Genomic DNA, 14,531 nt, shown 5'->3' on the forward strand with positions numbered 1-14,531 from the left:
CCGATCGTCTCCCTGCCTCTTCGTTCCCGGAGTATGCACATGACCGAGCAGTCCAGGGCCGCGATGCTTGAGCTGGTGCTGGCGCAGGCCACTGCCGTGCTGCGCGCCGCCCATCCCGATGCGTACGAGGACGGGGCCGCCGACGTGGCGGCCGACCGTCCGTTCCTTGCGGTGGGCCTGGACTCGCTCGGGTTGGTCCAGCTGCACCGGCGGCTCACCGCCGAGCTTGGCGTGGACCTGCCCATCACGATCGGCTTCGACCACCCCACCCCGGCCGCGCTCGCCCACCACCTGGTGGACGTGGTGCACGGCGACGCCGAGCCCGCCGCGCCCGACGAGGAGACCTCGACCCCGGCCGTGCCGGGGGCGTTCGACGAGCCGATCGCGATCGTCGGGATCGGCTGCCGCTTCCCCGGCGGCGTGCACTCGCCCGAGGACCTGTGGCGGCTCGTGGCCGACGGCACCCATGTGATCACCGACTTCCCCGCCGACCGAGGCTGGGACCTCGACCGCCTCTACGACCCCGACCCGGCCACCACGGGCGCCAGCTATGTGCGGCGCGGCGGATTCCTGCCGGACGCCGCCGACTTCGACGCCGACTTCTTCCAGATCAACCCCAGAGAAGCCCTCACCATGGACCCGCAGCAGCGGGTGCTGCTCGAGACCTGCTGGGAGGCGCTCGAACGCGCGGGCATCGACCCGGGGCGGCTGCGCGGCAGCCAGTCCGGCGTGTTCATCGGCGCGGAGCCGCACGAGTACGGGCCCCGCACGCACGAGGCGCCCGAGGGCCTCGACGGCTACATCATGGCCGGGAACCTCCCGAGCGTCGTCTCGGGCCGCGTCGCCTACACGCTCGGCCTCGAAGGGCCCACGCTCACCGTCGACACCGCGTGCTCCGGGTCGCTCACCGCCCTCCACCTCGCGGTGCGGGCGCTGCGCGGCGGCGAGTGCGGCCTCGCGCTCGCGGGCGGCGTCACCGTGATCTCCAGCCCCGGCACCTTCACCACGTTCAGCCGCCAGCGGGGACTCGCCCCCGACGGGCGGATCAAGGCGTTCGCCGCCGCCGCCGACGGCACGTGCTTCGCCGAGGGCGTCGGGGTGTTCGTGCTGGCCCGCCTGTCGGACGCGGTGCGCGACGGGCACCCCGTCCTCGCCGTGATCCGCGGCACCGCCATCAACCAGGACGGCGCGAGCAACGGGCTGACCGCGCCCAACGGCCTCGCCCAGCAGCGCGTCATCCGCCGCGCGCTCGCCGACGCCGGGCTCACCCCCGTCGACGTCGACGCCGTCGAGGCACACGGCACCGGCACCACGCTCGGCGACCCCATCGAGGGCCAGGCCCTCGTCGCCGCCTACGGGCGCGGGCGCTCGCCCGAGGCGCCGCTCAGGATCGGCTCGGTGAAGTCCAACATCGGGCACACGGGCGCCGCGGCGGGGGTCGCTGGCGTCATCAAGATGATCATGGCGATGCGCCACGGCACCCTGCCCCGCACCCTGCACGTCGACGAGCCCACCCCGCACGTCGACTGGTCGGACGGCACCGTCGCGCTGCTCACCGAGCCCGTCCCCTGGGAGGCGAACGGCGCGCCGCGCCGCGCCGGGATCTCCTCCTTCGGCGCGAGCGGCACCAACGCCCATGTCCTCATCGAGGAGCCGCCGCCCGCGGCGGACGCCCGGACCCCCGCGGCCCCCGCGGCCCTCGCGCCCCCCGAACTCCCCGCGGCCGAACGCCTCGTGCCGGTCGTCCTGTCGGCGCAGGGGGAGGACGCGCTGCGCGGCCAGGCCGAACGCCTCCTGACCACCGTGGACGAGGCGTCCCCGCTCGACATCGCCTACTCGGCCGCCACCACGCGCGCCGCGCTGCGCGACCGCGCCACGATCGTCGCCGCCGACCGCGACGAGCTGCGCCGGGCGCTCACCGCCCTCGCCCAGGGCGAGCCCGCCCCGGGGCTGCTCACCGGCACGGCGCCGACGACGGGCCGCACCGCGTTCCTCTTCACCGGCCAGGGCAGCCAGCGCGTCGGCATGGGCCGCGAGCTGGTCAAGGCGTTCCCGGTGTTCGCCGAGGCGCTCCAGGAGGCCGCCGACCACCTCGACCTCTACCTCGAAGAGCCCCTGGGCGACGTGCTGTTCGCCGAGCCTGGCTCGCCAGGCGAGGAGCTGCTGCACCAGACCCGTTACGCGCAGGCCGCGCTCTTCGCCGTCGAGACCGCCCTCTTCCGGCTGCTCGACTCCTGGGGCGTCACCCCGGGGCTCCTGGCCGGGCACTCCATCGGCGAGATCGCCGCCGCGCACGCCGCCGGGGTCATGACGCTCGGCGACGCCGCGCTGCTCGTCGGCGCCCGCGGCACGCTCATGCACGAACTCCCCGCCGGGGGCGCCATGGTCGCCATCCAGGCCACCGAGGACGACGTCACCCCCCACCTGACCGGGAACACGGCGCTCGCCGCCGTCAACGGCCCGACCGCCGTCGTCGTCTCGGGCGACGCCGACGACGTGCTGGCCATCGCCGCCCACTTCGCCGAGCGGGGGCACAAGACGCGGCGGCTGCGTGTCTCGCACGCGTTCCACTCGCCGCTCATGGATCCGATGCTCGACGAGTTCCGCCGCGTCGCCGAGACCCTCACCTACGCCCCGCCGAAGATCCCCGTCGTCTCCAACCTGACCGGCGAGCCCGTCACCGCGTTCGACGCCGACTACTGGGCGCGCCATGTGCGCGAGCCCGTGCGGTTCGCCGACGGCATGCGCTGGCTCGACTCCCGGGGCGTCACCACGTTCATCGAACTCGGCCCCGACGCCGTCCTTTCGGCGATGGGCCGCGAGTGCGTCGCGGACTCCGACACCGCCGCGTTCGCCGCGCTGCTGCGCAAGGGGCACGGCGAGGAGCGCCAGGCCCTCACCGCGCTCGGCCTGGCCCACGCCCACGGCGTCGCCGTCGACTGGGACCGCTTCTTCGCCGGGCGCGGCGCCCGCAGGATCGACCTGCCCACCTACGCGTTCCAACGCAGGCGCTACTGGCTCGACCCCGGCAGCGCCGCCGCCGACACGATCGGCCACCCCCTGCTCGACACCGCCGTCAGCCTGGCGGGCACCGAGGGGCTCGTGCTCACAGGCCGCCTGTCCACCCGGTCGCAGCCGTGGCTGGCCGACCACGTCATCGCGGGCACCGTCCTCGTGCCAGGCACCGCCCTGGTCGAGCTGGCCGTGCGCGCCGGGGACGAGGCGGGCTGCGGCGTCCTCGACGAACTCACCCTGGAGACGCCCCTGTCGCTGCCGGGCGACGCCGAGGTGGAGGTCCAGGTCGTCGTCGGCGCGCCCGACGCGGCCGAACGCCGCCCCGTCGAGATCTGGTCGCGCGCCGCGCACGGCGACGAGCGCTGGACCCGCCACGCCGGCGGCCTGCTGGCCGAGCGCGCCGATGGTCCCGCGCCCGACCCCGGCGCGTTCGCCCAGTGGCCCCCGGCCGACGCCGAGCCGATCGACGTCGAGGGGCTCTACGCGCGCCAGGCCGCACAGGGCTACGCCTACGGCCCCGCGTTCCAGAACGCGCGCGCCGCGTGGCGCCGCGGGGACGAGGTGTTCGCCGAGGTCGCCCTGGCCGACGCGGCGCCCCACCGCTTCGGGCTGCACCCCGCGCTGCTCGACGCCTCGCTGCACGCCGACGAGGAGGACCAGGACGACGGCCGGGTGCGCCTGCCGTTCGCCTGGGTCGGCGTCGAGCTGCACGCCACCGGCGCCACCGCCGTGCGCGTCCGCGTGCACCACACGGGCCCCGACGCGGTCTCCGTCCAGCTGGCCGACCCCGCGGGGGCGCCCGTCGCCACCATCAGGTCCCTCGTCCAACGGCCCCTGCCCTCGGGGGCCCTGGCCTCGCGCGGGTCGCGCGGCGGCTCGCTGCTGCGCGTGGCGTGGACCACGATCCAGGCCCCCGCCGAACCCGACGCCGCCGCACGGGAGTTCACCCTCGTGTCCGTCCCCGCGGCCTTCCCCGGCGCGCCCGCGGACGCGGCCAGGGCGGCGACCCTGCACGTCCTCGAGCTGATCCAGGGCGCGCTGCGCGACGACACCAGGCTCGCGATCGTCACGCGCGACGCGCAGGGCGACCTGGCGCTCGCGCCCACCTGGGCGCTGGTGCGCGCCGCCCAGGCCGAGAACCCCGGGCGTTTCGTCCTCGTCGACACCGACCGCGACATGCCCGAGGACGCCCTGCGCGCCGCCCTGGCCACCGGGGAGCCCCAACTCGCCCTGCGCGACGGCGCGGTGACCGTGCCGCGCCTGGCGCGCGTGCCCGCGCCCGAGCCGCCGCGGTCCCTCGGCCTCGACCCCGATGGCACGGTCCTGATCACCGGCGGCACCGGCGGGCTCGGCGGCCTGGTCGCCCGCCACCTCGCCGCCGAGCACGGCGTCAGGCGCCTGCTGCTCACCGGTCGCCGCGGCCCCGAAGCCCCCGGGGTGGCCGAACTGGTCGCCGAGCTGGCCGCCTTGGGCGCCGAGGCCACCGTTGCCGCGTGCGACGTCGCCGACCGGGACGCCGTCGCCGCGCTGCTCGCGGGCGTCCCCGACGCGCACCCGCTCACCGCGGTCGTCCACAGCGCGGGCGTCGTCGCCGACGGCCTCGCCGGGTCGCTCACCCCCGAGCAGGTCGACACCGTCTTCCACGGCAAGGCCGACGGCGCCTGGCACCTGCACGAGCTGACCCGCGACCTGCCGCTCGCCGCCTTTGTGCTGTTCTCCTCGGCGGCCGGGACCCTGGAAGCGGCGGGACAGGGCAACTACGCCGCCGCCAACGCCTTCCTCGACGCCCTCGCCGAACACCGCGCCGCCCAGGGCCTGCCCGCCACGTCCCTCGCGTGGAACCTGTGGGCCGGCGACGCGGGCATGGGCGCCCAGCTCGACGAGGTGACCCTCCGCCGCGCCGAACGCTCGGGACTCCCGGCCCTGGACGCCGCCGAGAACCTCGCCCTCCTCGACGAGGCCCTGGCCACCGACGCGCCCGCGCTCGTGCCCCTGCGCTACGACGCCACCGCGCTGCGCGCCCGCCCCGACGGCATCCCGCCGATGCTGCGCGGCCTGGTCCGCGCGCCCGCCCGCAGGCACGCCGCGGCGGCGACCGCGGGCGGCCCCGGCGGCGCGCTGGCCGACCAGCTGGCCGGGCGGCCCGACAACGAGCGCGCCCGGATCGTCCTCGACCTGGTCCGCGCGCAGATCGCCACCGTTCTCGGCCACGAGAGCGCCAACGCCATCGACCCGCGCCGCGCGTTCACCGAGCTCGGCTTCGACTCGTTGGCCGCCGTCGAGCTGCGCAACGCGCTCACCACGGCCACGGGGCTGCGCCTCACCTCCACCCTGATCTTCGACCACCCCACGCCGCACGCCCTCGCCGACCATGTGCTCGACAAGGTCGGCGGCGCCGCGCCCGCCGCCGCCCCCGCGCGCGCCACCCCGCGCGCCGCGACCGACGAGCCCATCGCGATCGTCGCGATGGCCTGCCGCTACCCCGGCGGGGTGACCACGCCCCAGGACCTGTGGCGGCTCGTCGCCGACGGCACCGACGCGATCAGCCCGTTCCCCGACGACCGCGGCTGGCACACCGAGGAGATCTACGACCCCGAGCCGGGCAAGCAGGGCCGCACCTACACCCGCGAGGGCGGATTCCTCCACGACGCCGCCGAGTTCGACCCCACCTTCTTCGGCATCAGCCCGGTGGAGGCCCAGGCGATGGACCCGCAGCAGCGGCTCCTCCTCGAGGTCGCCTGGGAGGCCATCGAGCGCGGCGGCATCGACCCGCTGTCGCTCAAGGGCAGCCCCACCGGCGTGTTCGCCGGGGTCATGTACCACGACTGGGCGCCGCGCTCCGGCACCGTCTCCGAGGACCTCGCGGGCTTCACCGCCGCGGGCACCCTGGGCAGCGTCGCCTCGGGCCGCATCGCCTACACCCTCGGCCTCGAGGGCCCCGCGGTCACCGTCGACACCGCCTGCTCCTCCTCCCTGGTGGCGATGCACTGGGCGATGCAGGCGCTGCGTCAGGGCGAGTGCACCCTGGCTCTCGCGGGCGGCGTCACCGTGATGGCCACGCCCGAGACGTTCGTCGGGATGAGCCTCCAGAGCGGCCTGGCCGCCGACGGCCGCTGCAAGGCGTACGGCGCCTCGGCCGACGGCACGGGCTGGGCCGAGGGCGCGGGCCTGCTGCTGCTCGAACGCCTCTCCGACGCCCGCCGCGCCGGGCACCCCGTGCTCGCGGTGGTCCGCGGCTCCGCGGTCAACCAGGACGGCGCGTCCAACGGCCTGGCCGCGCCCAACGGCCCCGCCCAACAGCGCGTGATCAGGCAGGCGTTGGCCCACGCCGGCCTGACCCCGGCCGACGTCGACGCCGTCGAGGGCCATGGCACCGGCACCACACTCGGCGACCCCATCGAGGCCCAGGCCCTGATGGCCACCTATGGCCAGGACCGCGCCGACGGCGAGCCGCTGTGGCTCGGCTCCATCAAGTCCAACCTCGGGCACGCCCAGGCCGCCGCCGGGGTCGCGGGCGTCATCAAGATGGTGATGGCGATGCGGAACGGCCTGCTGCCCCGCACGCTGCACGCCGACACCCCGTCGCCGCACATCGACTGGACCGAGGGCGCCGTCGAGCTGCTCCACGAGCCGAGGGACTGGCCGACGACGGGGCGTCCGCGCCGGGCCGGGGTCTCCTCGTTCGGCGTCAGCGGCACCAACGCCCACGTCGTCATCGAGGAGGCGCCGCCCCTCGCCCCCGCCGAGCCCCGCGGCCCCCGGCCCGCCGCCCTGCCGCTGACCCTGGCGGCCGCGTCCGCCGAGGCGCTGCGCGCCCAGGCCGCGCGGATCGCCACCCACCTGCGCGACCACGACGACGTGGACGAGCTCGACGCCGCCGCCTCGCTCGCCCGCGGCCGCGCCGCCCTCGAACACCGCGCCGTCGTCGTGGACGCCGACCGCGAGGGACTCCTCGCCGGGCTCGACGCGCTGGCCGCGGGGAACACCCCCGCCTCCGTCGTCCAGGGCGTCCATCGCGGCGACCCCCGCGCCGTGTTCGTCTTCCCGGGCCAGGGCTCGCAGTGGCGCGGGATGGGCGTGGAGCTGCTCGAGCACTCCCCGGCGTTCGCGACGCGCCTGGGCGAGTGCGCCAAGGCGCTCGAACCGTATGTCGCGTGGGACCTGCTCGACGTGCTGCGCGGCGCCCCCGGCGCCCCGGCCCTCGACGACGTCGACGTCGTGCAGCCCGTGCTGTGGGCGGTCATGGTGTCGCTGGCCGAGGCGTGGCGCGCCGTCGGCGTCGAGCCCGCCGCCGTCGTCGGCCACTCCCAGGGCGAGATCGCCGCCGCGTGCGTCGCGGGCGCGCTGTCCCTCGACGACGGCGCGCGCGTCGTCGCCCTGCGCAGCCGGATCATCCGCCAGGACCTCGCGGGCCGCGGCGGCATGATGTCGGTCGCCGTCTCCGCCGACCGCGCCTCCGACTACCTGGCCGCGGGGGAGGGCCGCCTCCAGCTCGCCGTCATCAACGGCCCGGGATCCGTCGTCGTGTGCGGCGACCCCGACGCCCTCGACGAGCTGCGCGCCAGGGTGGACGCCGACGGCGTCCAGGCCCGCCGCATCCCCGTGGACTACGCCTCGCACTCGGTGTTCGTCGAGGAGATCCGCGAACGGCTGCTCGCCGAGCTGACCGGGCTGACGCCGCGGACCTCGACCGTCCCGTTCTACTCCACCGTCACCGCCGCGCCGTTGGACACCGCCGGGCTCGACACCGAGTACTGGTACACCAACCTGCGGGGGACCGTCAGGTTCGAGGAGACCACGCGGGCGCTGCTCGCCGACGGCTTCGAGATCTTCGTCGAGGCGAGCCCTCACCCCGGCCTGCTCGCCGGGCTCGGCGAGACCGCCGAGTCCGCCGGGGTGGCCGCCGCGCTCGTCGGCACGCTGCGCCGCAACGCCGGGGGCCCGCGGCAGTTCCTCACCTCGCTCGCCGCGGCGTATGTGCGCGGCGCGAGCGTGGACTGGGAGACCGCGTTCGCCGGGACGGGGGCGCGCCGCGTCGACCTGCCCACCTACCCGTTCCAGCGCAGGCGTTACTGGCTCGACTGGCAGCCCGAGCAGCCGGGCGACGCCCTGGGCGTCGGCCAAGTACCCACCGGCCACCCCCTGTTGGGCGCGGCGGTGCCGATCGCCGGACTCGGCGGCGTGCTGCTCACCGGGCGCCTCTCGGTGTCGGCCCAGCCGTGGCTCGCCGACCATGTCGTCGGCGGCACCGCCCTGTTCCCGGGGTCAGGCTTCGTCGAGCTCGCCGTCAGGGCGGGCGACGAGGTCGGCAGGGGACGCGTGGACGACCTGACGCTCGAGGCGCCCCTCGCCCTCCCCGGGCGCGGCGGCGTGGCCGTCCAGGTCGTCGTGGACGCCGACCTGCGCACCGTGTCGATCCACTCGCGGCCCGAGGACGCCCCCGCCGACGCCCCGTGGACCCGGCACGCCCACGGCACGCTCGCCGACGCGGGCCCCGAGCCCGCGCCCGAGCCCGCGGCCTGGCCCCCGCCCGGCGCGGAGCCGATCGACCTCACCGGCTTCTACGAGCGGTCCGCCGAGGACGACCTGGCGTACGGGCCCACCTTCCAGGGGATGCGCGCGGCCTGGCGCTCGGGCGACGACGAGGTGTACGCCGACATCGCGCTGCCCGAGCGGGCCGCCGCCGAGGCCGCGCGGTTCGGGCTGCACCCCGCGGCGCTCGACGCGGCCCTGCACGCCACCGCGCTGCTGGCCGCCGACGCCGGACGCGTCACGCTCCCGTTCGCCTGGACCCGGGTCGACCTGCACGCCTCGGGCGCCGCCGCGCTCAGGCTGCGGATGACCAGGCTCGGCGACGACGAGGTCGCGCTGCGCCTCACCGACACCGCGGGCCGCCCCGTCGCGTCCGTCGCCTCGCTCGTCCTGCGGCCCATGGCAGGCGGCGGGCTGGCACCGGCGAACGCGTCCCACGACGCGCTGTTCGAGCTGACCTGGACCCCCGCGGCGGCCGAAGGCCAGGGCCGCGAGACCGTCGTGCACCGCTGCGCGGGCGGCACGACCGCTGAGGCGGTGCACGCCGCGACGGCATCGGCGCTCGGCGCGCTGCGCTCCTGGCTCGAGGACGACCGGGCCGACGGCGCCACGCTCGCCATCGTCACAAGGGGCGCCGTGTCCGTGCACGGCGAGGACGTCACCGACCTCGCCGGGGCCGCCGTCTGGGGGCTGGCCCGCAGCGCCCAGACCGAGAACCCCGACCGGATCGTGCTGATCGACCTCGACCCCGGTGCCAAGGACGGCGACAACGACGGCGACGGCGACGGCGCCGCGGCCGACGAGAACGCCATCGCCGCCGCGGTCGCCACCGGCGAGGCCCAGCTCGCGATCCGCTCGGGCACGCCCCACCGCCCGCGCCTCACCCGGGTGACCGGCGACGCCGTCGGCGCCCCCGCCACCGTCTTCGGCGACAGGCCCGGCGCGGTGCTGATCACCGGCGGCACCGGCACGTTGGGCGGCCTGGTCGCCCGGCACCTCGTCGCCGCGCACGGCGTCACCGACCTGCTGCTCACCAGCCGCCGCGGCCCCGCCGCGCCAGGCGCGGCCGAGCTGGCCGCCGAGCTGACCGAACGCGGCGCCCGCGTCGAGGTGGCCGCGTGCGACGCCGCCGACCGCGACGCGCTCGCCGCGCTGCTCCGGGGCCGCGCCCTCGCCGGGGTCGTCCACACCGCCGGGCTCCTGGACGACGGCGTCATCTCCTCGCTCACCCAGGAGAAGATGACCGCGGTGCTGCGCCCCAAGGTCGACGCGGCGCTCAACCTCCACCAGCTCACCGCGGACCACGACCTCTCGGCGTTCGTGCTGTTCTCCTCCGCCGCGGGCGTCACCGGAGGCGCAGGACAGGGCAACTACGCCGCCGCCAACGCCTTCCTCGACGCCCTCGCCGCCCACCGGCGCGCCCATGGGCTGCCCGCGCAGTCACTCGGCTGGGGGCTGTGGGAGGAGGCGAGCGGCATGACCGGCGCCCTGGACGCCGCCGACCTCTCCACCATGCGGCGCGACGGCGTCCTGCCCATCGCCTCCGACGAGGGCCTCGCGCTCCTCGACGCGGCCGGGGCGCTCGACCGGGCGTTCCTGGCGCCCGTCAGGATCGACCTGACAGGGCAGCGCCGCGCCGATGTGCCCTATCTCATGCGCGACCTGGTGCGCGGCCCGGCCCGCCGCGCCGTCGACCCCGCCGCATCGGCGGCCGAGCCCGCCGAGAGCCTGCGCGAGCGGCTCGCCCGCCTCACCCGGGCCCGCCGCGAACAGGCCCTCCTCGACATCGTCCGCGCCCAGGCCGCCGCCACCCTCGGCTTCGCGGGCGCCGACGAGGTCGACGCCGAACGGTCGTTCCGCGACATGGGCTTCGACTCCCTGGCCGCCGTGCGGTTCCGCAACGGCCTGGGCGAGACCGTGGGCGAACGCCTGCCCGCGACCCTCGTCTTCGACCACCCGACCGCGCTCGTCCTCACCCGCCACCTGCTCAAGGAGCTGGCGCTCGACGAGCCCGAGGCGGAGGCCGAGCCCGAGCGCGCGCAGGACGCGGACGGCGAGAGCGTCGAGGACCGCACCGCAGAGATCCAGGGCATGAGCCTGGCCGAGCTGCTCCGCACCGCGCAACGATCAGGAGACCCGACATGACCGAGCTGCTCCACGACACCGCACAGCGCGTCCACCCGACCGACGAGGAGCTGCTGCGCCGCGTGCTGACCCCGTACCGGGCCAAGCGCTGCGAGTACCTCACCTCGGCCGAGGTCACCCTGGAGGGCGACCCCGGCGACGGCGGACGGCTCACCGCGGCCTGCTCGTTCTACATCCCCGAGTCCTGCTACATCGACGACACGGGGCACTTCAACTCGGTCGAGTTCAACATCTGCTTCAACCAGATGGCCTACTACCTGATGGCCAAGGCCGTGAAGGAGTCGCTGATCGAGCCGTTCTCGCGGTGGACGCTCGACCAGTTCTGGCAGCGGCAGCTCGCGGACATCCTCATCACCGACTTCAAGAGCGCCTTCCGCAGCGCCATGAGCGGCCGCCACTTCAAGGGCCGGATCGAGGTCGTCGACATCGCCGAGTGGGACGCCAACGACCTGCGCGACGCCCTCGTCATGCTGCGGACCCGGGCCCAGTACTGGGACGAGCACGGCGGCGAGAGCCATGGCGAGATCTCGGCCGCGATCACCAACCCGCCCCAGAACTGACAGCCAGCCAGCTCCGCCCCGGCGAAGGAAGCGACGATGAGCCACGCAGAACAGCACGGGCTTCCCGATGGAGTCCGGAAAGTCGACATCGACCACCTCTACGGCCGTCTCGCCGACCGCGGCCTCCAGTACGGGCCCGCCTTCCGAGGGCTGCGCGCCGTGTGGTCGCACGGCGAAGAGGTCTACGCCGAGGCCGAGTTGGCGGGCGCGAACGGCGGCGACGGCGACTACCACCTGCACCCGGCGCTCTTCGACGCCGCGCTCCAGTCCGCGCTCGTGCCGGGGCTCGACAGCGAGAGCGGCACGTTCCTGCCGTTCGCGCTGCGCGGCGTGCGCCTGCACAGGGCGGGCGCCCGCGCCGTCAACGTCCACGCCGTTCCCGGCGACGGCGGGGTCTCCCTGGCGCTCACCGGCGACGACGGCGAGCCCGTCGTCACGGTCGGCAGCCTTGTCACCCGCTCCGTCACCCCCGACCAGCTCGACGCCGCGGGCCAGCGCGCCCAGCTGCTCAGGGTCGCGTGGAAGCCCGTCGTGCAGCCGCCCGCCGCCGCCGACCAGCGGCACTGGGCGTTCCTCGGCACCGACCACATCGGCCTCACCGGCGCGCTCAAGACCATCCGCCGCCCGTTCGACGCCTACCCCTCGCTGCGCGCGCTCGACGCCGCGCTGCGCAAGGGCGCCCCCGCGCCCGACGTCATCGTGGTCTCCTGCACGGACGAGGACTCCCCGGTGCACTCGGTGGCCCAACGCGCCCTGATGCTCGTCCAGGAGTGGCTCGCCGACCCGCGGCTCGCCGCGTCCCGCCTCGTCCTGGTCAGCAGCGGCGCCGTCGCCACCCGCCCCCAGGAGGTCCTGTCCGACGTGCCTGGCGCGGCCGTGTGGGGGCTGCTGCGCAGCGCACAGACCGAGCACCCCGACCGCTTCACCCTGGTCGACATCGACGACCCCGGTGACTCGGGCCGCGCCCTCGCCGCGGCCGTCGCCTCCGGCGAGCCCCAACTCGCCGTGCGCCACGGCGCCTTGTTCCGGCCGCGCCTGGTGCGCCGCCCGCCGCCCCGCCCCGCGACCCTGACGGGCACCGTCGTGCTCACCGGCGGAACGGGTGCCCTCGGCCGCCTGGTCGCCCGGCACCTGGTCACCCGCCACGAGGTCGAGCACCTCGTGCTGCTCAGCCGCCGCGGCCCCGCCGCCCCCGGCGCGGCCGAGCTCACCGCCGAGCTCACCGCGCTCGGCGCCCGCGTGGACGTGCTCGCCTGCGACGCGGCCGACCGGCCCTCCCTCGAACGCACCCTCGCCGACATCCCCGCGCCCTCGGCCGTCATCCACACCGCGGGCGTCCTCGCCGACGCCGTCATCGGCACCCTGACCCCGCGCAGGCTCGACAAGGTCCTGACGCCCAAGGTCGACGCCGCGCTCCACCTGCACGACCTGATCCGCGACCCGGAGTGCGCGTTCGTGGTGTTCTCCTCCGTCGCCGGCCTCGTCGGCACCGCGGGCCAGGCCAACTACGCCGCCGCCAACGCCTTCCTCGACGCGCTCGCCCACCACCGCCGCACCCTCGGCCTGCGCGGCGTGTCCCTGGCCTGGGGCCTGTGGGAGAGCGAGGGCGGCATGGGCTCCGAGCTCTCCACCGCCGAGCTGACCCGCATCAGGCGCACCGGCTTCGCGCCCCTCGGGCCCGAGCAGGGCCTCGCCCTCTTCGACGCCGCCATCGCCGCCGACGAGGCGGTCCTCGCCCCCGTCCGGCTGAACGACGCGGGCCTCACCGGGGACGTTCCGCCCGTTCTCGCGGACCTCGCGCCCGCGCGCCCCGGCGGGCAGGCCGCGACCGACACGCTCCGCAGCCGCCTCGCCGACCTGCCCGAGGCCGAACGCGACGCCGCCGCCCTGGAGTTCGTCAGGGCGGCGGCCGCCGCCGTCCTCGGCTTCGACGGCGCGGACGACGTCGACCCCGACCGCGAGTTCGGCGCCGTCGGCCTCGACTCCATGGGCAACCTCGAGCTCAGCCGCCGCCTCTCGGCCGCGACGGGGCTGCGCCTGTCCGTGACCCTCACCTTCGACCACCCGACCCCCGCAGGGCTGGCCTCCCACCTGCGGCTGCTCCTCCAGGAGGGCGCATCGTGAACACAGTTGTCGTCGGCGGTGGCGTCATCGGCCTCGCCGCCGCCTGGCGGGCCCGGCGCGCGGGCCTCGCCGTCACCGTGATCGACCCGGCCCCCGGCAGCAAGGCGTCCCATGTGTCGGGCGGCATGCTCCCCGCCGTCAACGACCAGATGTACGACCAGGAGAACCTCCTGCGCCTGTGCCTGGCCTCCCGCGAGCTGTACCCGTCGTTCGTCGCCGAGCTCGAGGAGTTCGCCCCCGCGGGCTTCAGGAACGACGGCGTCCTCGACGCCGCGTTCGACGAGGACGCCCTGGGCTCCCTCGACCGCCAGCAGTCCTTCCAGGAGTCGCTCGGCATCCGCACCGAACGCCTCACCGCGGCCGAGGTCGGCGCGCTCCAGCCGGCGTTCGCGCCCGTCCTCGGCGGCCTGCTGTCGCCCGACGACGGCGCCGTCGACCCGCGCGTCCTCACCGCCGCGCTGATCACCGCCGTCGAGGCGCTCGGCGGCACCGTCATCCGCAGGGCCGCCACCCGCGTGGCCGACCACGCCGTCGTCCTCGACAACGGCGAGGCCGTGGCGTTCGACCGCCTCGTCCTGGCCGCGGGCTGCTGGACGCACCGCGTCGATGGCCTGCCCCAGGGCGCCATCCCCGAGATCCGCCCCGTCAAGGGCCAGATCGTGCGCCTGCACTCGGACCCGCCGCTGCTCGCCGTCACCGCCCGCGCCCTCTCCAAGGGCTCGTCCCTCTACCTCGTGCCCCGCCTCGACGGCGAGCTCGTCGTCGGCGCCACCTACGAGGAGCGCGGCTACGACGAGACCGTCACCGCCGATGGCACCAGCGGCCTGCTGGCCCGCGCCGCCGCCGTCATGCCGGGCGTGGGCGCGCTGCGCTTCGCCGAGGTCAGCGCGGGGCTGCGCCCCGGCTCGCCCGACGACCTGCCCCTCATCGGCCCCACCACCGTGCCCGATGTCTACCTGGCCTCGGGCCACTTCCGCATGGGCGTCCAGCTCGCCCCCGTCACCGCCGAGGCCATCGCGGCCCACCTCACCGACGCGACGCCGCCCGCCGTGACCGCGCCGTTCACCCCGCTCCGCCTGGCCTGACGACCGGCCCGCCCCTTCGGTACCCGCCCCCCTTCGGCACCCGCCCCCGCCGCCCCGTTCCGGCCCACCG

The 14,531-nt window shown here is 76.2% G+C and carries 4 protein-coding genes; all 4 read left to right on the forward strand.

The genetic code is table 11. From position 1 onward, the window contains the following. Positions 1–39 precede the first annotated feature (39 nt). From D7318_RS34055 to thiO, 4 genes are read left to right on the forward strand one after another with little or no spacing between them, the layout of a single operon-like run. Positions 40–10,692 (forward strand): type I polyketide synthase, encoded by a 10,653-nt coding sequence (locus D7318_RS34055; RefSeq protein WP_183091493.1) that lies wholly within the window; start codon positions 40–42, stop codon positions 10,690–10,692. Next, positions 10,689–11,252, forward strand: a complete 564-nt coding sequence (locus tag D7318_RS19630; RefSeq protein WP_120698432.1) for an FcoT family thioesterase — start codon at positions 10,689–10,691, stop codon at positions 11,250–11,252. Before D7318_RS34055 ends, D7318_RS19630 begins: the two co-directional genes overlap by 4 nt. 36 nt (positions 11,253–11,288) lie before the next feature. Beyond that, positions 11,289–13,376 carry a type I polyketide synthase gene (locus D7318_RS19635; protein ID WP_120698433.1) on the forward strand — a complete coding sequence of 696 codons (2,088 nt, stop codon included), beginning with the start codon at positions 11,289–11,291 and terminating at the stop codon, positions 13,374–13,376. Next, positions 13,373–14,461 carry a glycine oxidase ThiO gene (gene thiO, locus D7318_RS19640; protein WP_120698434.1) on the forward strand — a complete coding sequence of 363 codons (1,089 nt, stop codon included), beginning with the start codon at positions 13,373–13,375 and terminating at the stop codon, positions 14,459–14,461. Before D7318_RS19635 ends, thiO begins: the two co-directional genes overlap by 4 nt. The last annotated feature ends 70 nt before the right edge of the window (positions 14,462–14,531 follow it).

Source organism: Streptomyces radicis (assembly GCF_003626575.1).
Lineage (GTDB): Bacteria > Actinomycetota > Actinomycetes > Streptomycetales > Streptomycetaceae > Streptomyces > Streptomyces radicis.